Origin of the sequence: Vibrio sp. 1159, from assembly GCF_033340395.1 — a bacterium.
GTDB classification, from domain to species: domain Bacteria; phylum Pseudomonadota; class Gammaproteobacteria; order Enterobacterales; family Vibrionaceae; genus Vibrio; species Vibrio alginolyticus.
This window is the reverse complement of the sequence record NZ_JAWOWL010000007.1, coordinates 72,415-94,259: the sequence shown is the minus strand read 5'-3', so window position 1 is coordinate 94,259 and position 21,845 is coordinate 72,415. Positions and strand designations below refer to the sequence as shown.

24 protein-coding genes are annotated in these 21,845 nt (G+C 43.8%); 5 read left to right on the top strand and 19 right to left on the bottom strand.

Going from position 1 to position 21,845, the window contains the following annotated elements; genetic code table 11:
- The first annotated feature begins 246 nt into the window (after positions 1 to 246).
- The 5 genes from R7127_RS08015 to R7127_RS07995 all read left to right on the top strand — a co-directional run bounded on the left by R7127_RS08015 (position 247) and on the right by R7127_RS07995 (position 2,041).
- A complete protein-coding gene (locus R7127_RS08015) occupies positions 247 to 489 on the top strand; it encodes a hypothetical protein (protein WP_206954489.1) in 243 nt (80 codons plus the stop codon).
- A gap of 116 nt (positions 490 to 605) precedes the next feature.
- Positions 606 to 1,001 (top strand): hypothetical protein, encoded by a 396-nt coding sequence (locus R7127_RS08010; protein WP_318148356.1) that lies wholly within the window; start codon positions 606 to 608, stop codon positions 999 to 1,001.
- A gap of 21 nt (positions 1,002 to 1,022) precedes the next feature.
- Positions 1,023 to 1,325, top strand: a complete 303-nt coding sequence (locus R7127_RS08005) for a hypothetical protein (protein WP_318148355.1) — start codon at positions 1,023 to 1,025, stop codon at positions 1,323 to 1,325.
- 12 nt (positions 1,326 to 1,337) lie between these two features.
- Positions 1,338 to 1,601, top strand: coding sequence for a hypothetical protein (locus tag R7127_RS08000; protein ID WP_318148354.1), 264 nt, complete (start codon positions 1,338 to 1,340; stop codon positions 1,599 to 1,601).
- Between the two features lie 266 nt (positions 1,602 to 1,867).
- On the top strand, positions 1,868 to 2,041 hold the full coding sequence (locus R7127_RS07995) for a hypothetical protein (protein WP_318148353.1): 174 nt from the start codon (positions 1,868 to 1,870) through the stop codon (positions 2,039 to 2,041).
- A gap of 102 nt (positions 2,042 to 2,143) precedes the next feature.
- Here R7127_RS07995 and R7127_RS07990 read toward each other — a convergent pair whose 3' ends face one another.
- The 19 genes from R7127_RS07990 to mobI form a co-directional block, all read right to left on the bottom strand.
- The gene (locus tag R7127_RS07990; RefSeq protein WP_318148352.1) at positions 2,144 to 2,818 is read right to left on the bottom strand and encodes a hypothetical protein; all 675 of its coding nucleotides are present in this window, start codon (positions 2,816 to 2,818) and stop codon (positions 2,144 to 2,146) included.
- A 91-nt stretch (positions 2,819 to 2,909) separates the two neighbouring features.
- On the bottom strand, positions 2,910 to 3,590 hold the full coding sequence (locus tag R7127_RS07985) for a hypothetical protein (protein WP_318148351.1): 681 nt from the start codon (positions 3,588 to 3,590) through the stop codon (positions 2,910 to 2,912).
- Positions 3,591 to 4,187, bottom strand: coding sequence for a hypothetical protein (locus tag R7127_RS07980; protein ID WP_318148350.1), 597 nt, complete (start codon positions 4,185 to 4,187; stop codon positions 3,591 to 3,593).
- A gap of 117 nt (positions 4,188 to 4,304) precedes the next feature.
- Positions 4,305 to 6,920: a TraC family protein gene (locus R7127_RS07975; protein WP_318148349.1), complete on the bottom strand. Its 2,616-nt coding sequence runs from the start codon at positions 6,918 to 6,920 to the stop codon at positions 4,305 to 4,307.
- A 13-nt stretch (positions 6,921 to 6,933) separates the two neighbouring features.
- Positions 6,934 to 7,575, bottom strand: coding sequence for a TraV family lipoprotein (locus tag R7127_RS07970; RefSeq protein ID WP_318148348.1), 642 nt, complete (start codon positions 7,573 to 7,575; stop codon positions 6,934 to 6,936).
- Complete coding sequence (locus R7127_RS07965; RefSeq protein ID WP_318148347.1) at positions 7,553 to 8,416, bottom strand: hypothetical protein; 864 nt, start codon at positions 8,414 to 8,416, stop codon at positions 7,553 to 7,555. The genes R7127_RS07970 and R7127_RS07965 overlap by 23 nt, the downstream gene beginning before the upstream one ends.
- A gap of 184 nt (positions 8,417 to 8,600) precedes the next feature.
- The gene (locus R7127_RS07960; protein WP_318148346.1) at positions 8,601 to 9,053 is read right to left on the bottom strand and encodes a hypothetical protein; all 453 of its coding nucleotides are present in this window, start codon (positions 9,051 to 9,053) and stop codon (positions 8,601 to 8,603) included.
- A gap of 123 nt (positions 9,054 to 9,176) precedes the next feature.
- Positions 9,177 to 9,575, bottom strand: coding sequence for a hypothetical protein (locus R7127_RS07955; protein ID WP_318148345.1), 399 nt, complete (start codon positions 9,573 to 9,575; stop codon positions 9,177 to 9,179).
- Positions 9,576 to 9,611: 36 nt separating this feature from the next.
- Positions 9,612 to 10,958 carry a TraB/VirB10 family protein gene (locus tag R7127_RS07950; protein ID WP_318148344.1) on the bottom strand — a complete coding sequence of 449 codons (1,347 nt, stop codon included), beginning with the start codon at positions 10,956 to 10,958 and terminating at the stop codon, positions 9,612 to 9,614.
- Between the two features lie 14 nt (positions 10,959 to 10,972).
- Positions 10,973 to 12,199, bottom strand: coding sequence for a hypothetical protein (locus R7127_RS07945; RefSeq protein ID WP_318148343.1), 1,227 nt, complete (start codon positions 12,197 to 12,199; stop codon positions 10,973 to 10,975).
- Positions 12,200 to 12,222: 23 nt separating this feature from the next.
- Positions 12,223 to 12,873: a TraE/TraK family type IV conjugative transfer system protein gene (locus R7127_RS07940; protein ID WP_318148342.1), complete on the bottom strand. Its 651-nt coding sequence runs from the start codon at positions 12,871 to 12,873 to the stop codon at positions 12,223 to 12,225.
- A gap of 11 nt (positions 12,874 to 12,884) precedes the next feature.
- Positions 12,885 to 13,199, bottom strand: a complete 315-nt coding sequence (gene traL / locus R7127_RS07935) for a type IV conjugative transfer system protein TraL (RefSeq protein ID WP_206954512.1) — start codon at positions 13,197 to 13,199, stop codon at positions 12,885 to 12,887.
- Between the two features lie 69 nt (positions 13,200 to 13,268).
- Positions 13,269 to 13,658 carry a hypothetical protein gene (locus R7127_RS07930; RefSeq protein ID WP_206954515.1) on the bottom strand — a complete coding sequence of 130 codons (390 nt, stop codon included), beginning with the start codon at positions 13,656 to 13,658 and terminating at the stop codon, positions 13,269 to 13,271.
- A 119-nt stretch (positions 13,659 to 13,777) separates the two neighbouring features.
- Positions 13,778 to 14,779, bottom strand: coding sequence for a signal peptide peptidase SppA (gene sppA, locus R7127_RS07925; RefSeq protein ID WP_318148341.1), 1,002 nt, complete (start codon positions 14,777 to 14,779; stop codon positions 13,778 to 13,780).
- A gap of 50 nt (positions 14,780 to 14,829) precedes the next feature.
- Complete coding sequence (locus R7127_RS07920; RefSeq protein ID WP_206954518.1) at positions 14,830 to 15,468, bottom strand: DUF4400 domain-containing protein; 639 nt, start codon at positions 15,466 to 15,468, stop codon at positions 14,830 to 14,832.
- A gap of 10 nt (positions 15,469 to 15,478) precedes the next feature.
- Positions 15,479 to 17,323 carry a conjugative transfer system coupling protein TraD gene (traD, locus tag R7127_RS07915; protein WP_258509710.1) on the bottom strand — a complete coding sequence of 615 codons (1,845 nt, stop codon included), beginning with the start codon at positions 17,321 to 17,323 and terminating at the stop codon, positions 15,479 to 15,481.
- A 36-nt stretch (positions 17,324 to 17,359) separates the two neighbouring features.
- Complete coding sequence (gene mobH / locus R7127_RS07910) at positions 17,360 to 20,167, bottom strand: MobH family relaxase (protein WP_318148340.1); 2,808 nt, start codon at positions 20,165 to 20,167, stop codon at positions 17,360 to 17,362.
- 15 nt (positions 20,168 to 20,182) lie between these two features.
- Positions 20,183 to 20,893: a hypothetical protein gene (locus R7127_RS07905; protein WP_318148339.1), complete on the bottom strand. Its 711-nt coding sequence runs from the start codon at positions 20,891 to 20,893 to the stop codon at positions 20,183 to 20,185.
- Positions 20,893 to 21,381 (bottom strand): conjugative transfer protein MobI(A/C), encoded by a 489-nt coding sequence (mobI, locus tag R7127_RS07900; RefSeq protein ID WP_206954530.1) that lies wholly within the window; start codon positions 21,379 to 21,381, stop codon positions 20,893 to 20,895. The genes R7127_RS07905 and mobI overlap by 1 nt, the downstream gene beginning before the upstream one ends.
- Positions 21,382 to 21,845 lie beyond the last annotated feature (464 nt).

Genomic DNA, 21,845 nt, shown 5'->3' with positions numbered 1-21,845 from the left:
GGAACAATTTCCGATAGCACGTACCAAGATTAGCAACTTGATGACAAGATACTTGAAGGAAAAGCCATCTAACCTACGGTATGTGGCCGCTAGGCAACGATATTTAAAAGGTATCTCGTTCGTTCGACTTTATCTTGAAAAAGAACAAAGCGCATTAGCGTATCTACAGGCTATCGAACTGGCATACCGCCCTTACACGGAAGCTAAAAAACAATAACCCTGTCCATGCCAGACGGAGAGTAGAAAATGAATAGCTATATCGTACACAAGTCAAACCTTTGTAAGAACTGTGGTGAGGTGTTGCTTGATGAAGGTACTCATATCGATGTTAGTGGTTTCATAGCCCGTTTCGATATTGATGCCAGTGAGAAGGTTACATCAATCGAAGAATACCTGAATTACGCTGAATACATCGACTCTCAGTTATTGATGAACGGTCAGATTGAAATAGAGCGTGACGGCGTAACGTATATTATCCGCAAACTGTAAGGGGCTCGCCCCTTACCTACTAACTTTCCATCAAATTATCTCCATTTCAACACCTTGTGTGTTTAGGCATTGCGGTTAACTTGGTTATATCAACCAAGCAACAAGGACTAATTACAATGAGTCACCAAGCAATGAACGCCATGCTGCGTAATCCTAAACAACTTATGAAATACCAGATGACAGGTCGTTTACCTCGTGTGTCAGACGCACCTGCAACCCCTCTGCGCGATCTTATATCGAATATACCACCTCGCCTACGCCTAGAGTTCAAAGGTATACGTCTAAGCGCTTCTCTAGGCTTTAATAGCGGTGCTCAATTCCACAATCTTGAACAACTTTACTCTTGGCTTGGTGCTGATCAGAAACTAATAGGTAGTGCGACAATGCCATATATGAGTTGGCGTATTGCTGCATTCAATAAACCGCTTACTATCGCAGATCTCATACCTCACTGTTCGACGGTTCCTTGTGAGGAAATCATCAACAAATTCGTACACCCTCGTTACCGCTAAGATAGAAAAGGATTGAGTATTATGGACACAGTGGCACTAAACAACATAAAAGAATTGCTTGTAAATAAATCCATTGAACAAGGTAGCACCCCGCAGATTGCCACCCAAGAAGCTGAAAATATTATCGAGGTATTACGTCAACCTGATAACAGTATGGCTTGTCAGCTGATTATGGGTCTAGTTGTCGCTTTGATGTTTGAAGGAACGGAGCGTGATGTGCAAGTGAAAACCCTGATTTTATCTCTTGCGCCTCAAGTTATGCCTTATCTTACACCAGATAAAAAAGCCAAACTTGAATCGTTAATTAATGGCTTCACATCTTAAAGGGAACTAGACATGAACGCGTCTATACAAACAGCTGATTTAGCTTTCACCTCTCTTAATCAGATTGCTGTTGAACACAACATTCCTGTAGAGGAAACCGTGAATAATTACCACCAGTGCTTAACAGCAAACACGACCAATCGATATACAAGTGGTCTGGTAATTAGGGAGCACGAGCAAGCAACACGCTTACAGGAACTAGCGCAATCGGTAGGCCTTAACTCAGTGCTGCACACATTCGGTTTTAGTTCGATTGTGTTTATCCCGACAGTGTAGGTATTTGGAAGCTGGTGGCCGTTGTAAGACTGTCACCAAAGGAAAAACATGCATCCGTAGTTAGTTGGTTCCATTGCGATTGCTACAAACTGCGGGTTCTTGGGTGTCATACAGTTTTTGGCGAGACTTGAGGGATATGCTGTTCTTTTTTAATAGAACTGGCAGGGTTAATTATGTCTGAAATATGGGCTTGCGGAATGGTCGAATGGTGGGAATATGAACATATCAAGACGATACATTAACCAATAACATTCAAAGGTGACGATATGGAAGCAGTTCTTTTTCTAGTAATTCTTTTAGTAGTAGTGGCTTTAGCTAACGAGCCAAAGGAAAAATCATATAAGCATTACGACTTCTCTAGCGAGCTTACGCCAAATCAGACGCTTGCTAAAGAGATCGCAAAGCACATCCCAAAACAGTCTCCTATCCACCGCTTCTAAGAACATGACAAAGGACTTTTTAGCATGTAATGGATTGGAGGTGTGCGGTGATACACATGAGAATGAAATGAGAGCGACCACGATGTTTATCTGGTCGCTTTTTTATTGCTCGAATTCGTAAAATTGTCTTTCTTTATCTGGGTCGTAAGACTCGCCCTTCAACACAATAACCCCATCACGAATGATGTAACCGCAGTGAAGCACAGCTTTAACCGGTATTAGTTCACAATCAGTAGAGGCGTACTTAAACGCTTCAATATTGGTAACAACCTCACTTTCATGCATAGCAAAAACACAGTACCCCTTCGCCTCAGAGTGTACACACCACGTAGCCAATGGAATAGGCAATTCCTCTGGATAAAGCACTCTCTTTAACCCCTGGTGTTGAGCAGCAAGGATGGGCATCTCTTTGGTCGCCCTATCAACACAGAGTGATTGTTCATCAATTTCATCGTTAAACATACCATCACGCCTTTTCTCTGCCCATGTTAGCCAAGTGCTGACAGTTTCTTGCATATTAAGCCAAGGAATAAAATTTCGACTTGCCATTACTTGGCGTCCAAAAGGGATTATTGCAGTCAGCATGCCTCGATTAGAATAGCCACCAGCAAATATGATTGGGGTAGTTTCTAAGAAGTTGGTAAGAGCTTGCTTGTTATCAGGTAGTGATGCGTTAGGACTAAGGTGCTGCAAATGATTCATTGTTGCCTGTAACGCCTCCAGTTCGGCGCTTGGTACCGGTATAGGTTTCGGCATAAACAGGTTTACATGATTCATTAGCAGCGATCCTAAATATTTACATATCTAATGAGCTATCCTTGCTCTTAATGGCTTGATTATACATCTAATTGAACCTGTGTGACACGAGTTAGAGCAGATTACGTAGAACCACATCACGAGCATTTAAACCGCTTGTATGTTCCCAACCCATTTTAGCGGGGCTAAGTTCTTTTGCGGTTTTAATACTCAGAAGATCGACTGCTTCGGCAATAATCTCTTCGCCAAGCAACAACTCCAGCATAACCAGAACAATTTCTTCGCCAACCGCTTTCAGTTCGCGCTTATTCTTAAAGCCTACCTGAATAAGCACTTTTCCGTTTTGAGGGTTCGTCTTAACCGCAACCGTTACATCGGCCAGCACCGTACCTACTTCGTTAGCAATACTTTGCATGCCAAATTGCGCGGCCATATCGATCATCCAGTTTTTGGTTACTTTCGTTTCCCACGGCAAAGCAGGTAAACGATATGGCGTGACTAACTCTCGGTATTTCTCTGGGCAGGCCTTTGCCACTTTCATTGCAATTTTGCGGCCATCACCTCGTTCTTTTGAGGTTATAACGATGGCATTAACCTTCGCTTCCATCATATCGAGAGAGAACTCGACACGCATAGATGGATGAAACTCTTGTGCTGATTTATTTACCGCGTCATAACGGATCTGAAACTCTTCGTTATGTCCTAACTTTACGCTCTCTTCCAAGAAATTGATGTGGCCAGGGAAGCGACTCCAGAAACTCTCTACTGCTTGAGTGTCAATTTTGTTAGTCATTTAGCGATTATCTCCAGTAATCCATTTTAGCAATCTAGTTTTATGAGCAGGTATTGCCGTGTTGAATACCTGCATGCCATTCGAGTGTGCGATTCTGACTGCAGAGCTTAAGCACCCATTACAGTCATTTTGTCTTTGGTTTTCATCAAATTGAGGTTTTGAAGCCCAGCAAATCATAAATCGGCTAATGTCTTTCAAATCACCCCCTATTAAAGCTGGTACATACGTTTCGTACTCAAGTGCGCGTTCATTAGAGATAGTTAAGTTTCGGTCGCGGTATTGCGCCGCCATAGACATAATGCGACCACTTTTCATCTCTTTGAGCTGGTGGATGTCAAACACCTGCTTTGGGTTTAACCCTAGCGTATCCACTTTAAGCGAAGGTACGTATAGCTCCAGAGATGGAATCAATTCTTCCTTAACCTCTGCAGCATCCATAGCACCCCGTATGAATGGCTCTGTCGTGCCCATAAGACCGCCAGTTCGCATTGTGTAACCTGACAGCATAAGTCGCTCTGTAACGACCCGCAGAAACTGTTTCTCGCTCTCAGGGGTATCATCGGAGCATAAACCGGTAATATATCGATGATTGTGCATAGCCACCTCTTCAATTTGACTCAACAATTTTCGTTGCTATTGCAAATCCCGCAAGTCCACCAACAATGAAAAAAGACACCGATTCGGTGCCTTTCATTAAGCTGGAAAAGTAATCCCTTAAGCGGCCAGCATTGCTTCCAATTCCTCAGCTGAGAAATCATCAGTCGTTTCTGTTGTGGTTCGTCTACCGGTTGCTTGCTCTTCATCAATCACTGCCTGAATCGACTGGGCAATTGTCAGACCTTGAGCTTTATATCGGTCAATGGCAGCGAGCTCTTTACCGTCAGTGGTAAACATCAGTTGCTGGTATCGAGGAACAAACAGTCGACAGACTTCCCTTGAACTACCAGTACGAATATAAAGTTCAGAGTACTCACCTTTAACCGTATGGATACTCTTTAGTAGCGCGAAGTCGGTGGCGTTACCATCGAATTGTTTATTCTCACGGACCTTCTCGATTACCTCAGGCTCTTGTCGTAAGAATACTTTGAACTGAGAGTTGTCTGCCATAGCTCGGCCAACTTCAGTCTCATATGCATCGGAAATACTCTGGGTAATACAGATACCAGCAGCTTGATACTTACGGAAACGACGCCAACCTGCTTCCAAGAATTCAGCAACTGCCATACCTGCACCGCCCTTAATCTTAATGTACTCCCAAGCTTCATCTAGAATAAACAGTTTGTTTCGGTCTTTTCCTGACAGGAACATCTCATGCTGGATACAACTGATACATTGCAGAAGTACCGCTATTTGTAGCTGCTTACGCGACTTAAGTTCTTCAAGCTCGATAACAACAAAGTCGCCAGAGAAATCTACTGGTGGGTTCTTATCATCAAAGAACTCACCGTATGGACCATCTTTACACCAAGGCTCTAACTGGAAGCCGATATCGTTAACTCGCGGCTCAGGGTCGGCTTTACACATCTCCGCAAAGTCATCAATCGTTGAATCCTTACCCTTCTCATTCCACAATTGATTCAACAGCACGTTCATACGCGCTGTCTGGAAGTCAGTAAGCGAGCCAGAGGGTGATGCCATGAATTTCAGAAGTGACAACACCATATCACCCTGGCCATCTTTACCCGCGAATTCATGTATCGACTTGAATGGGTTCAATGAATACTTGAAGTTCTCGCCAAACTCCAAGAATCTCCCGTTATAGAGTTCACAGAGTTTTTCATACGATCGACCAACGTCAATGATAAACACACGACCACGGTCAAGAGGCTTACGGTCTTGAGGTAACGGGCTATCTCGATATAGCTTGCCGCCTCCGATATTTCCCGAAGTCAGTACTTGTGATACCAGGTAGTTTATCCAGAATGATTTACCCGACCCGGAAGCCGCCGCAGTGAACATGTTAAAGTTACCATCAGAAGTGAATGGGTCGAAACAGAACATCTGACCGTCACGGGTAACTAGCGGTACTACTGGACGGCCAAGCCCATTCCCTTTCCATGACGCGATCATCGGGGTAATGAACTTCAGTGCATCCGATGCAAATCGGTTAAATCTGTGGAGGTTTTTAACGGTCGCTTCATCACAACCCATAGGTAAAGATGATAGGTAAAGTGGTAAACAAATATAGCGGTCTTCCACAAACTTCCACTTTCTCTTAGACGCAAATGACTGTACGTCCATAACGGACTTTTCTGCTTTTGCTTTTGACTCACTGAAAATGGTCATCTGCAGATAACAATTAGCTATCTGAGCGCCTTTACTCTCTAGAGAGTTGTAAAACTCATCGTAGTCTTTTTTCTGAAACCGTAGTCGGTCTACCCATTTTGCAATTGGCCCAGATGCTTGGTGAGTTAGCCAACCCCGGTTCTTTGTAAACTCACGCTGAGCCTTCTCCTGATTAGGGAAGTGGACGTTTAGCGTCATCAAGAACGGTTCGCGTAAACCTTCCTTACCTTTTCGCCAGTCACATACCAGATCGTAAATATCACCAAATGTGAGTATCTCTGGGTACTTCTGAACTGATAACATCTTAACGTAAGAACCTTCACCCTTCTCGATGTCACCAAATTCCAAACCATCTTGATGAACGAAACAGCTACCGCCTCTCTCCATTACTTGGTAACGAAGAGGTACACCCGCGTCATGGCCAGTAACTCCCTCACGCCAATCAGCCTGCTTCGATTGGTTATGTAAGATCTGCATCCGGTGAATGTAAAGTTCGGGCGTCATGTCTTCCGGGTGAGCACCGATAGAATCAAGAGTAGATTTTAACTGGAGGTATAATCGTCTGAACGCGGCTAGTTCTGATTTAGAAGGCTGCTGTTTCTTAAGAGGCATTTTGAATGATACCCAAACCTCATAGTCACGCACCTTCAGGCCTGTTACTGGGTGGAGAGCCTTATCAGTACACTCTTGATAGTATTGATATGTTGTACGACCAATTTCATCGTACAACTCACCCATCTCCCCTTCAGCTCGGCCTTCACGGATGTTCTCGAACCTCTCCAAGATCCACTTTATGTAAGGAGAACCAAACAAGCTGACCTGCAAAAAACTGTCTGCTGGAAACTGACGCTCATAAAGGTCATCCAGTGAGTTCATTAAGTCATTGTTCACACCTGTCAGTGGCTGACAGATAAAAGTAAAACCTATATACCCACCATCAAGTATGTACCCGTTCATCTCTGGTATGTACTCAAGTACAGGTAGGACATCACCATACTGGTTATGTCCGACTATCGCGTTATGTTTATCTAGTATCCCGGCCATATCAGCTACCCTCTCATTTCACTTGTCGTGGTTGTGTTGCTGATACGCCCATAGGAACTGGTTGTACAATCCCCATACCGTTATCTGCTACTGGGTTGTTTCTGCGCTCATCTTCTAGTGAAGATTTACGGATACTCAAAGGAGTAATGCGTGCAGGACTGGTGCTTGCCCCACGACCAACGACCCAACGGCGCTTCTCAATTTCAACGTAGGTATACCCAGGAATGTGTAAGCGCCCCTCTTCGTCTTCCCATGAATTCATAAGAACACGTAATACTTTTGCTGGTTGACGAACCGCAATGGGCTCTGGCGCGGCTAATTGAGAACGCTTTGATTCGTAATCACGGTAGATGGCTTGACGTTCGGCTGGCGTACCACCAGGGTAAGGCATCGGCTGTGATTGCTCGACGTTGGCAGAGTCATCGTCATCTTCTTGTTGTGACTCTCCGTTACTACGAAGGCGAGCTTCTTCCAGATCCTTCCTGTTATCTGTCAACTTCCAAATTTCACGAGCACTCGTACATGTTATGCCACCACTTTGAGCCGTCGGACATTCTGTAGGCTCTTCACCTACTTCGAACATGCTTGTACAGCCAGAGCTAAGAAGTGTTATACCTGCAAGAATCAGAGCCTTACTTAGATGCTTTAACATCATTTACGATTACCTCTCCTATGTTGTCTACGTTTCGGCTCATGAATTCAGAAAGACTATCAGGCGTACCCTGCAGTTGAAGTCCATCAGCTCTGATTAAAAATGGAAGACCTTTGATTTGCAGAACGCCTGCGACACCAAGGGCTTTTATTAGGGGATCTTTATTACAGGTAGGGAATATCTCGCCACTCGCACTCTTTTGAGCCATCAGTTCATCAAGCGATTTCTGCCGGTCTTTCGCACACCATAGTTTGAGAGATTCATTGATAGAGTCACCCCCCAATAGCGGAGCAAGTACGATTTCAAATGAATACTTGTCAGCCATTGCTTTCATCTGGTCGAAAAGTTTCACATTGAAATCACCGTGAGGGTCCACCAGCAAGGTTACATCAGGCTTATCCTTCTCTAAGCCATAGCGGAAACTCGCCAAATCACCGGTATGAACACCAAACCTATCCAATGTCACCATCCATGCGGCTTTAGCATCGGCCTGCGTGTTGATAGGTCGCTTATTCCACATGTCATACACTTCCATATTGCCGCGGATCGCAATACGAGCTTTCGTGTCCATTAACAGCTTTTCACCCTTATCGTTCTCAACCATGATTAGGTCGTTAACAGGTAAAATCTGCGTCCAGTGGAGTTTATTGAAGTTTTGCAGTGCGGTCTTAACATCCAGGTCAGACATGCCACCAATTAATGCCTTAGCACTCAACTTTTCTTGCGCTGCTTCTTGTTTGGCTAAACGTTCTGCTTGGTCGAGTAAAGGGTCTGCCACTGCATTACTAAGCGTCATTGCAGCTAAGATACCAATTAATGCCTTTGATACTCCCCGTAGTCTCATAATTACCTTCCACCTAAAACAATTCGTAGATAGTAAGCATCCGGGATAGTGATTGTGGCGATTATGTGGGTCTAATTAAAGGGAGTTAATTGTCGCTATCAATATGAAGCGTTAGAAAATAAAAAAGCCCTGACTTAAATGTCAGGGCAAAGCTGGGGTTAGTATGGGAGCTTATTAATTGGTGCTAGTTTAATTCTTCCAATGCCTGCGCCATATCTACAATGCTTGCCCGGTCTTCTAGAGACTTCTTGCTTGGTGCTATACGAGATGTAGTCACCGTAAACTCTGCCTCTACTATATGGTAACAACGAGCAGAGCGATTGTTTACGCATGACGCTAGGGTTTCATTTAGTATGTGCATATCGGTCACCTGCCCAACAGATGCACTTCTTGTTTGAGTAATACCAACAGTTGAATCCATCTTGGTTACATTTAGATATTCAAAGTCAGCCTTACTCAGAGCTGATTGTTTTGCTTTCTCGATAGCGCGTTGACGACCAGTTTTCGAAGTGTCGTACTCTGTCAGTTGGTAGCTAACGCTAGTTAATACTTGTTGTGCAGTGTCAGTAGCTTGAGCTACATGAGCGCCCATTACTGCCAGTGCCAATAGTAGAACGTTATTTAAGCGTACTTTCATACCTGTTATTACCTCTGCATTACTCATACGCTTAGTTAATCAAAAACAAATCCTTCTGCAACTTTTTATTGCGCATTTAATACTGATAGTTTTTAGAAACTCTCTGTACAGTACTATCCGTTACTACTTGCCTTCCTCTGCTTGGCGCATCATTTGGCTCATTTTCTCAGGAGTTGGTACCACACCTGCATATTTGCCAATGTCTCCGACAACACTAGCACTATCCAGTACTAAGTATCCCTTCTCGTTATAAAAATTGATGGTTGTCTCAACAGCTTTGATTGCCAGATTGTCGTTACGTCCTTTCCACTCATTTGCGACCTTAGCCAGATCCAGCACTACTACTTTCGGCACTGATGCTGTCTGTTGTGCAAGTAGTTTCACCTCGTAATCAACTTTGCTTAAACGTGATTCAGTTTCACCGTTCAAAACAAAGACCTTAAGCACTAGACCAAAACCAATACATAGCGCAATTGTCCAAACTGTAAGTATTCCAAATAGACCTTTCTTCGTAACATTCATGGTTAATTTCTCTTATAAGGTTTGTAACCCCCCAGATTACTCTAGGGGTAGTTTGGAACCGCGTTGGATAATGAAGTCAATTGAGATACCAGGGTTAACCTCGATATAAGGTTTCATCTCTTCTGCTAGTTCGATGTAGTAATCAGCTAGTCTTTCCATCGCATCGCCTGCACCTTGCAACGCTGCGGTACCTGCCATTGACTGCATGATTTCTGGATTTTGCATTGGACCAAATATACCTGTCTCATTATCGCCAATACTGTATGTTGATTGCCCTGCTAAGTTAGCCATACCACTTAGGAAACCTGCCCATGCAGATTTCATCGCCGCTTCACCATTCTTAGACACTAGTCGGCCCGGAATACCATTCCGACCATCACCACCTACAGCAAATGCATTTAGGTTGGCTTCAACCGCCTTGCCAGCATCTGTTACACATGAAATAGCCTCTGCACGAAGGTAAGCCCGGCGACTCGCGATATCACCAATACCAGAAGCAACAATCACACACTCGCGAATATCTGCGGTAAAATTGTTAGGCAGTAGCGCTTCCTCTTTGATTCGTAATATCGCAGGGAAAGGGTCACGTTTCGTGGAGTTGCCAGTAGGGACATCCATACCTGTAATTAGAACACCACTAATGATAGAACCAGCCGGCAAGAATATTTCTGCCTTATCGTTAGTCTTGTCTTTATCGGTATCGTCCTCTACAACTTCTTCCTTAACTTCTTCTTCTGCGCGCAATTCTTTTATCTCGCCTGTCGCATCTTGGAATCGGTCACCAGTACTATCGATGGTACGGATACCTATACGCTTATGGTCGATAACCTTTGGCATAACTTTCTGTACAGCGTTAGACATTGGGTTAGCGTTACCTACAGGCTGTTGTGCTTGTGCAACTGGCTGTTGTGCTGGTGGCGTGAAGATAGGCGTTTGCTGCGTGTTAACTTGCTTTTGGACTTCCTCAGATGCAGTTTTCTGAACTTCAAGCTCACGCTTAAGGTCATTCTGGCTAAAGCGTAGAGACTCGAGCTCTTTCATTACGCGATTTTCCATCTGGCGCATTTCTTCTTCGCGTTCGTCGATTGCTTTTTCACGATCAGCCAACTGGTCTTCCATTAACCCGTATATTTCATCCATTCGACCTTGATCAATGTCATCGGCACCATCTTGAGTAAAGAAGTTAGCTTCTACGCGACGCGACTTCTCAGAAACTATTACTTGGCCATTTTCGTCTTTACGGCTTCCGCCAGTATCAATATCGTCTGTACTGAAAGCGATAAAAAAGATGATCCCTAGAAGAACCATACCAACTACGCCGTAACGTACTTTAGGGTTTTGCCATTGCTCATTGGCTTTACCTTTTAAAGAGGTCATATCCATTCTGTAATTCCCCCTTAATACGTACTTGTTAAGCGTGGTCGAGTACGAACTCGCTTAAGCTTCTCGGCATGAAGCTTGTCTCGTAGGATATATAATTCGCTAGATTCACCTGGTGCTAACGTGGCTCTATCAAATACACCAACTGCAATCACATCATCCTTAAGGCAATATTCCTCACGAACTTCACGGAATCCATTGATGTCATTTTTAACTAGGACAACATCGATGATTTCGCGGCCACTAATCATTCGCTGGCCAACTTCGTGATACATACCCATACGAACAATGTCACATGGATAACGCTCATCAGCAGGTATCTCTGTAGTAATATCGAAACCGTTCGGGATGTTACCGCCTGCAACTTCTGCTAATACATTGGTCGCTCGGTTTTCATGTTCTAAATTAACACGTGGGTCATTTTTAACTGTTGGACCTTTCCGGGCTTCTTTTAGAAAGTCATTTTGCTCTTTATCGGCTTGAACTTTCGCAATGAACCTAGCATGTTTAGCCTTAGTCTTTGCGTCCATCCGAACTTTGACATCAACCATTACTGGTGGAACATCTAACGGCATAAGAGTGAGGCTTACCATTGTTTCTGGCATACCTCTCTCCCCAACCATTAAACCAATTGGGGCTTGACTTAGAGGGGTGATATAAACAAAACCACCATCAGTTTGGATAGGCACTTCCATATCAGCTGTCTTAACAATGACATCAACAAACGGAGTCGCAATACGGTTCTGCAATCCTGCAGCAACTGGTAATAGCTCACCATGCCCAGGTTTAATAGTAACCTCTTGGTGAGGCTTGTACTTGGAACGAACAGAGTCAGTGATAGGGTTAGATGAACCTTTCACTTGGGGAACAACAGCTTGGACTGGTGTTGCTGCCATAGCTGGTGGCTGAGCTAGTTGTGTATAGTTCGGGGCAGTATCAACAGTTTTAACTTTTGTGCTTTGAACTGTTGGCATTCCGTAGGAGTCTACAGCTGCCTGCTGTGGTATTTGCTGACTAGCATTGTATTCGTCTACAGATTTCGCAGGCATGCTTTTAGCTACAGCATCCATGATTGCTTGGTCGACAGCATTAGCAACACTGCCATTAGAATTAGATGTATCGACTGGAACGCGGTTCGCATTCATTGGAGTAACGGGTATGTCAGCCGCAACATCCACTTCTGCAGCAAATGCAGGTGATGCAATGGCAACTGAGAGTAGTAATACCAAGGCTGATTTATTCATAGAGTAATGCTTCATCTGTTTTTCTATTCCTCGGCCTGTTTATTTTCTTCTTCCGCAGCTTTCTTTTCTTCCACTTGCTGCTTTTTAAGCTCAATTACACGCTTACGGGTGTTTGGCGCTCCTGGATACTGTGAGAAATAGGTGATTTTCGGCTGACCATTGCGCGCGGCAATTTTAATTTCATATGTCCATTTCTGAGTTGTCGTGGCGCCAGATCGGGTTGAAGTGGTTTTTTTGTCGCCGTAAACCCAAACGGTATCTACCTGAGAATTGTAAATTAGGTCTAGCGGTGTGAAGTTTTCACGTACACCTCGAACCTTTAGGGCTTCTACTTGTGACAAAAGTTGACGTTCATAGTCATCAGCATCCCTGGCAAGAAACATTTTTCTTAACGTATCAACAACAAACATTGCGTTGCGTTCGGAAATGTTTCCAGCCATGTTTGCAGCAAACAAGCCCCACCCTGTCTTATAGGATTCACTAGCCTTATTACCCGCCATAGTGATCTCTTCGGTAAACGTAGGAGGCACTACAACGACAGTTTCATCCTTGCTTAAAGCAGCGTAAGCCAATGCCACTACTGCAATGGCTAGCGCAAGGTTGCTTTGTGCTAGAAATCGAGACAAGGCTACGCTGCTGCTCCATGAGCGCAGCGCTTTGGAATTTTTAAACACTAAAGGTGCTCCTATCTGAAAAGTTCTCTGATGAGCGGGTCGGGCATTGAACGCGAGGTTCTCATTGGAAGAATTCCATGCCACCAGGCAATGTGGCTCAGAATTCCCTTGGCATATTTTGCTTTAATCTTTCTCGCTAAGAAGAAGTACAAAAAGCCAACAGGTAGCACGTAGTTTATGGCGTCAAACGGTACACCTAGCGCGAATGAAAGAATGATCGGCCTTACTTCGTCTACATCCCAAAAGATCACCATCATCGGTTCGTTGACTCGCATTGGAAGGTAATGCTGATCACTTCTTAGTGATTGCTGTTGTGCATCTTCCATACGTTCTCTTTTTTCAAAAATTGGAAACTATTAAGGCGCTTAAGTGTTAGCGCCTTAATCGAGAGGTGGTTAGCCACCAATAAGCGGCAACAACGCAGCAGGAGCGTCAAAAATGGTAGAAGTTAATGATGAATCGATGATCTTGCCTGCGTTGCCTAGTACAAGAACTGACACTACACATCCTGCGAAACCAACAAGGTTTGGCTTAACTGTTGAGAAAAATACAACACCCATAACCATAAGCATCATTAGGATTTTGCCCGGAGCACCACCAGCAAGACCTTTCACTTCATCCCACATGTCAGCAAACTCACCTTCGAGCGTACCTGTCGCAGCAAGTGCGTTAAAAGCAAGTGCAAACGCTACAACACCAAAAGCAGCAACAAGTAACATCATTACCTTTTTGCTATCGAAGCCCGAGCTGAGCATATTTTGGTCCATTACAGCAGTATTTTTCATATCTAAACTCTCTATTTTAATTACGTAAGAAGATTGATTAATCGCGTCTTGATGACAGAGAGTAATATGCCAACAAAAAAAGCCCCACACAGTGATTATGTAGGGCTTTTTAGGTGTATTTATTTAAATGAAGGAGTGATAGATTCGTTTTTAACGTCAGATTTGAACTCGTAGTAGATTGATTCGGAAATCATATCAACCAATACTTGTGCGTCCATAGACAATAGATTGGAAAGCTTGAATTTCTGACGTCCGTGGTAGATAAGTTTATCCACTCCAAGCTGCTTTTCAAGATAAGCCTCAATTTCCATTGGTGTCTTGATACCATCAATTAACCCAAGACCTACCGCTTCCTCTCCAGTCCAGATTAATCCAGACCATATTTCTGATTTATCCTCTAATCTATCTCCTCGGCCTTTCTTGACTGCATTAATAAACTGGTTATGGAGCTTAGTTAATATCGAATCTTGGATAAACGTCCTTTCTTCTTCGGAAACAGGCTTAAACGGATCCATCAGTGCTTTGTGAGTACCAGCATGAAACACTCGACGCTCTACACCAACTTTCTGGATAGCGTCCTGAAATCCCCATCCGTCCATGCGAACCCCAATAGAGCCCACCAGCGATGAGTTCATCGCGTAGATTTCATCTGTAGCAGATGCAATGTAGTAGCACGCACTTGCACACGAAGAACGTACTGTTGTGTAGATAGGCTTCGTATACTCTTCCGAAAAACGATACTTCATGATCGTATTGTAAATAAGCTCTGCGTCGCTTGGTGAACCACCAGGAGAATTGGCCTCAATCAATATTGCTTTAACATTATCATCTTCAATGGCCTCAGTTATTACTTTACTGACTTTCCACCCATCGGTTTCACGGTTGCCTGTTTCTATTGCTCCTGTAAGAGAGATGACAGCGATGTGTGGACCAATTTTCTCACTTGCAGTATCACTTAGAGTGTAACCTACACTTACAAGCATCATTACCGCGATAGCACCGGCTTTTACACCATCTGTCCACTTCTTTACTTTTAGGTGCCGTGATGACTCCTGAACAAAAGCGTCTTTGAGATTCTTAGGCTCTTGTTCAATTTTTTTCTTTCTGAAAGGAAATCCCATTATTAACTCCATAAATGGCATGCCCTACTCACAATGGTAGGGCTTAAAAATCAAAATACTTTACTTACATTGCTAAGCGCGTATCTAAGTGATAAACCGAGGATTACAAACATTATCGGTGGCAAAAGAACGCCAAATACCCCTGCTGCAGGGAAAATGAAGTAAACATCGATGATGAAGAAAGCAAAAATCCCCGCCTTAACCCAAATGCGAAATAAATTCGCACTGGCTATACCGAATTCGTATTGCTTTGTTTTTCGTTTGTAGTAGCCATCAGAGGCTAAAGCGAAAATGAAAGGTGCACCTAATATCAGCCAGTGAAAAAATACAGCCATTCGAAATACCGTTTGGTAGAACATCAGCTTTAAGTTTTCGACAATTCGCACCATTGGTGTACGCCAGAATTCCTCCCCACTAACCCCAGTCAATTCGATTGAACCTTCCAGTGTTGAAATAACACCAGTTTCTACAAACGCAGCATTGAACATGTCAGCTGAATTCTGTAGCACCAGAGCTGAGTCTTCAGGACCAACAACCCGTTTGAATGCATTTATTTCTGCTTGTAATGTTTGTCTGTAACCTTCCGGTGTCATTACAATTACAATGTATGCTAGTGAAATCATGGCGACTGCTGCCACCATTCGCGCAAGGAAGCTTTTTTGTTTATTTGTATCTTTATCACTAAACATGAAATGTTCCTTACGCAGCTTTAAGGAACGGGATGCGTCCCTTCACTTTACGACCATCAGCTAATCGAGCGATGTACTGTAGGTTCGGTAAGTCACCAAGCAAGGTCGCTGGAAATACCTTCTCACGTGTTTGACTTAACTGTTCCTTCAACCCTCCGGAGAATTCACCAAGCGCACCGGTTGTTGATGTACCAGAGTTCAGGGAAAACCCCACCTCACGGATACTTGCTTCACCAAAGTTCTCTGTCGCGTATTCTTGAGTTATGTTGTCATTTACACGCAAACAGAATAGGTTTGATGCTAGACCGAGGATACGACGTGCTTGAGCTTCATTAGTTTTCGCAATGTAATCGGGTAATGTTTGGCTGCTAACATACAGCTCAAATTGAGCCCCCCTAGCGACTGCTAGCATATTGATTAATGGGTCATTTATACAGGCGTGAGCTTCATCTACAAACAAGCTCACGCGACGCCCTTTACCTTCTTCATAGTTGTATCGACGTGCACTAGCCGCACAAACATCAGCAAGAATTAACTTACCTATTGCACTTGCCACCATTGAGTCAGATAAACTATCCAACGCCACATATAAAACGCCACCAGTTCGAACCAGTTTATCCGTATCAACGATAGGTCGTTCATCATCGGTTTCGTCCATACGTAGTGTTGGAGATAACAATTCATCTAGGGGCTTTGATGTCAACTGAGCAAACAATGGTGCTGTAGAACCCAACATTTTCGTCATGTGCTCTTGTGGGTGTGACACCATTTCAACAATGCCGTTGACGGCAGGGTTTGGATGGTCAGCCTGCAGGTTTTGCGTGTAGTAAAAACACATGCCGGCAATCATGCTGCCCTGTCCCATTTTCTCGATGTCTTTACCCATAGTGGTGACCCAATCAGGCCCCAAGACTTCACAGAACAATTTGTCTAGGCATCGTTTCGCGAGTTGGAACTTACCGCTCATTAAGTAATAAGCTACGTTCGTAAGCTTTGGTTTTTCCCCAACGTACAACTGAGCTTCGATAACTTGATAGATACATTTCCATGCGAATTGCACATAAGGATCTGATTCAGACTCACCAGGTAGCAATGATGATAAACGTGAGGCTAATTCGGTAGTTCGGACATATGAAGTTAGAGGGTCAATACGACAACTCTTACTTGGATGTGATGGGTGGAAGAAGTAAAATTTATCCTCCATACCAATAGCTTTACATTCGCGTTGAATAGTCTTACGCCAATCGGCATCGTTCTTCGGGTCGATTATGATTACAACATTCCCACGATGCAGTGCACCACTTGAGAACATGTTCAATAGTGTTGTCTTACCGGTGCCCGGATTACCGAAGATAACTGAATGGGCATGGAACACACTTTCATCAGCAGTAACTTCTTTTTCTTCACCAAGACCATGTATCCACGGTCGACCACCTAACTTCCTAGTCGTCTTTTCGTACTTCTTACTGAAAGGTCGAAGGATTAAGGGCAATTTGATCTCAAGGTAGTCTGTAGACATAGACATAACTTGATAAGCGCGTTGAGCATGTTCCGGCCCCCAAGGGAAGCCACGACCAAGAAACGCGGTATCTTTTTGTTTAAGGTTTCTTTCTCTGAAACTTAAGGCGCTAATAACGTAGAAATAGTTAACAAATAGCTTGAACTGTCGTTTTAGCAGCGGCAGGCCTTGTTTAACTCTTAGACCAGCTTGAATCATCATAAAGACAAACAGGATCACATGGATTGGCACAGAGGTATCTAGTGCCAATCCTCCTGTAAACAATGTTATGACACCACCGATAAACCATACCTGTGCCTGTTTTAATTCGAATACTGGACGGAACATATTTTCCATCCAGAATTGCTTTCCTCTATCTATCATTGAACCTCACTACCCAATTAGTTCTTTACGAATCAAGAGATGTTTCTTTCGCCCTGAATCTGTTTCTAGGTCAGTCACACCGTCAGCCATTAAGGTCAATTCCTTGGAGAGGGTATTGCGACTTGCCCCAGGGCGTACATCTTGTATAAATGACTTGATAGCGCCTTGAGCATAAATACCCCAATGACGTCCATCCTTAGTTTTTTGCATGAATTCACATCCATTTTCTGACTTGGTATTTAGGTACTTCATCAGTAGTGTGATTTCGTCATCTCCACCTGCATTCTCACCTCCGGTCATCTCAATTTTTTTAGCAAGTTCACCACTCTCTGGCTTATCACTAGGCGCAATGGTTTTTTCAATTTCATGTTTTGGACTCGTATCTCTACTTGGATTACCTTGTTCCTCAGCGTTGTAATCAATGTTGTTCACGGTTATCCCGAGTTCAGAACACAATTGCTGACTGGCAGACTTAATGAGAGAGAAGACCATTACCTTGTGACGCCCAAACGTTTTTCGTTGCACAAGTAGGTTTGGTTTTAGCTTGTCGTAATCTAATAGACGTTCATTCTTAAGGATTGACGATATAGGTCCCGCTTCAACGTCGAGAACCTTAGTCAGCATCTGCGTGTCAATATGTAACTGACCATTAGTCAGGAAAATGCCTTCACCAGCTTCGACACTCAAATCTCCATTGGCCATCGCATTAGCTAAATCAATTAGGAACAAATCTGCCTGACTTCTACCGTGCTTTTTCTGCCCCAACCAACCTTTTGTCTGTGATATTTGTGGCTTGGCCTTACCAAACGCCTCTTTACGCTTAAGAAGCGTCCCCATAGGAACAACACCTTTGGCTGATTCAGAAGCTTTAGTACTCGACTTTTGCTGGGAACTCTTTTGTTTTACAGGTTTAACAGGTGCCTTATCGCCAGTTGGATTACCCTTTTTCTGATTTGGATTTTGATTAGGTCTTGGTTGAACGGTTGCATCATCCTGCTCACCGAGTAAATATGCTGGTACCTTGAGTTCATCACCACCTTCTGTGTAACTACTATCATCATATTCATCAGCCATTAGGTATGCAGGAACATCCATACCTGAGTCACTTGCGCTTACAGAGTCTTTTACCTGTGGTTTGTCTTGAACTTGCTCAACCTCCTTCTGTTCATTTGGATTAGTTTGCTGGTTGGGTTCACCCTGGTTAGCAAACACAAGCCCCTTATTACCATCAGATTTTGGAGCTGGCGGTGTATTTTCGGCGCCGCTTCCCTTCTTGTTGTCAGGTTTTTTAGGTACTGATTTCTTACGCGGCTTCTTAGTCTTAGAATCTACCGTTTTATTTTGGGAGCTCGAATCATCTGTATCTTCCTTAACTTCAGATACGGACTTAGCAGCATTTTTCAGGTTCTTTCGTTGCTGGGTTGCTTCACGACTTGATTGTGAACCTGTCGAATTTGACGCTTTATCCGCTCGTTCTTCCTCTGGTTCAATCTCAATTACCGAACCGTCTTTACGGTACTCAAGTGACTTACCATCATTATTTAACCGTAGGAGTCCCGGTACTGATCTAGGAACGGGCATCGTTTCGTACAGTAGCCCCGGCCAAGCGAGTTGAATTACACGTTCGGCTCCTGTTACACCATCCATTTCTGGAGTAAACATGCTGTATGTAACGCTATCGTCCATACGGTTAACCAAGTTTCGCTCTTCCAGTATTTCTAGAATTCGAGTCGGGTTAACAGGAACATCTACCTTGTCTTCTTGAAGTTGCTGAACAATGAGCTGTATCGACTTTGGCCAAGCTAGATATACTTCTTCACCAATAACCCAAATGTGTCCTTTGGGCTTGTTCACCTCCCAACTATCACGCAGTCTTCGCATTGCTTTTACAATGGCACTTTCCAACGGATAACGGCGTTTACCTATCATTTCATGCCATTGGGTACGGATGTCTTTTTCTGTACTGGCACTGTCAGCTTCGCGGATACATGTTTGTAGATATCCGTCATGGCCCCCGTAATGAGCAAGTGCATGGTTAATGGCAATAGGCAATTCATCCGAGTTATCCATTAAATAGAATTTAGCTTCTGGCGTTAGAATCCACTCCAAAACCTGAACACTTAGGTTTTCATGTTTTTTATGGCGATGCTCTGGTTTCCAGGTCACTCGGTATCGAGACACCTTGTTTTCGTGAGCCCACGAGATTAAATCAGACAGGTATGGATTCCAGTCTTCACCAGTGTCAACATCATAGACTCGCATGTCATAGAGTATTTTCCCTGCGTCATGCAGTAACCCACAGATCCAAGCCGCATATTGCCAACGAGGTTTTCTTGCCTGCTCTTCGTCTAAATGTCCAATGGCTGGCAGAACTTGCTGCTGTGAACGACGCAGACTATTCAATGCCACTTCAAGACTGTGACGTGCGAGTCCACCAACATCACTATGATGGTGGTTTTCTGAAGCGGGTAATAAATGTACATATCGGATGTAATTGGTAACTACTTGGCGAAATAAAGTATCGAAGTTCAGCTGATACTCTTTTTTAGCTTGGTCATCCTTAGATTTGCCTTTTTCCTTCTCAGGGTCAGGCATGCCTGAATCACGATGCATCAACCTTAAGATCTCGCTTTGAGAGGCAAGGATTTTTTCCAACGGTATAACTGGAATACCTTTGGTTTCTGGCGGGTAGCGAATTAGGTCTTCAATCGATAATTCTGGCGCTGGTATTTCAATACTGTTGCTTGTTGCAGGAGCTACCTTATCGGCAGCCCCAGCTAACATTTTGTATACCACGCCTCTGAAACGGCTAAGCATTAGGAACTCCAACTATTACGCTGCAGATACAGCTGTGTCCTGTTCCGGACTATCACTTTCTTGTTTTTCAGGTGCTTCTTCGTTCTTAATCAGAGCCTGCATTAGTTCGTTGTAGGCTTCCGGATTATATAAACCACCTTTACGATTGCGCGATGCATTCGTTACGTAGTAGATACGGTTAACCATTGTGCGGATAGTATTGATAGCCTGCCCTTGAGCATTTTGAAGATGCACATCTTCCAACTGCCCAGACAGCCAAAGAAATTCAATTTCGCCCATAACTACATCAATCATTTCTACCAGACCAATGAGCTTCCAGAAGATTGGGTGTGTAATCTCAACTACATACTTGTAGTTATCAGGAACCTTCGGGCGAGGAACGTTCATGACGACACCTTCACTGTATTTTTCCTGTTGAACAGACAATGCATTTGCACGTTCAGAAGCATTCTCAATGACACTCTCAAACCAGGTATCCAAACGCTCACGTACAACAGCATCATTTGCAGTGAATTGGATAAGGCCTGCAACTCGCTGGAATGCACCCGCCGCCGCGCCACCGTTACGAGACATGTAATCCAACATCGCGTTTGATTGGACCTGTAATGTGTATGGAACTGATTTACGAGTTTGAACAAATTCATTACGACGTTGCTGCTGTGGTCTACGATTAGCTGGGCTATTGCTTTGAGCCGTTTGTGTTTGTTGTGAATTTTGATCTGCCATTATTGTTGTTCCTCTGTGTTCTGTGATTCGGGTTTATCCATCTTTGAAAGGAGTCGACTTAGATACGCCTGTGCTCCATGTACACTTTCAATCGCATACCGTAGCGGTCGAAGTTTGTTTTCAGCCTCTTCAATCATTTCGAGCTCCCAAGGTTGGGCTTTCTTCGCAAACTGAGACATTTGATAAACAGGCCCTTTTCTTGGGGCGACACGTTCACCCCACGATTTTTTTCTTCCTCCATACCTTCCTGGGCCATAGAAAACCCATTCGATATAGGTTTTTCCTGTACGAACGGTAATCCGAGGTCCGTAATTACCACGCAGGTAACCTTCTGGTGCACCCTCTTTCCGCTCACGCTCTTGGAGTTTCATATTCATCATTCTGAATTCGATCCAATAGCCATCAACAACCGTAGTTGCCTCATCAACGAGCTTTTCCAAGGTGCTCCTGATTTCTGCCCTTGCAGCTTCTATTGATTGTCTTGGCATACGCCCCCTCAAATTTCTTATTTATTTTCAATCTCTACACCTATTTGCTCGGTGCCGTGTTTGACAATTCCGGCAACGGGTGCAGAAATGATTGCAGAATTCAGTTCGGTGCCGGGTTTGCCCCGAAGATGACTTTTTTGAATAAAACAAACGCCGACCACATTGAACCCTGCAATAGTTCGGTGCCGAGTTTGGTTAAATCCGGCAATGTTAGAAAAACTCACTTCTTATAGTTCGGTGCCGTGTTTAACTCCCATAGTGACTCCACGAATAACGCAAAACCCAATCTACAAACGTGTTGGACTTTAATTCGGCAATAGTTCGGTGCCGAGATTATTAGTTTCCAGCAAATGACAGGTTTACATTACAGACCCAGTTCGGTGCCGAGTTTAACTCCCATAGTGACTCCACGAATAACGCAAAACCCAATCTACAAACGTGTTGGACTTTAATTCGGCAATAGT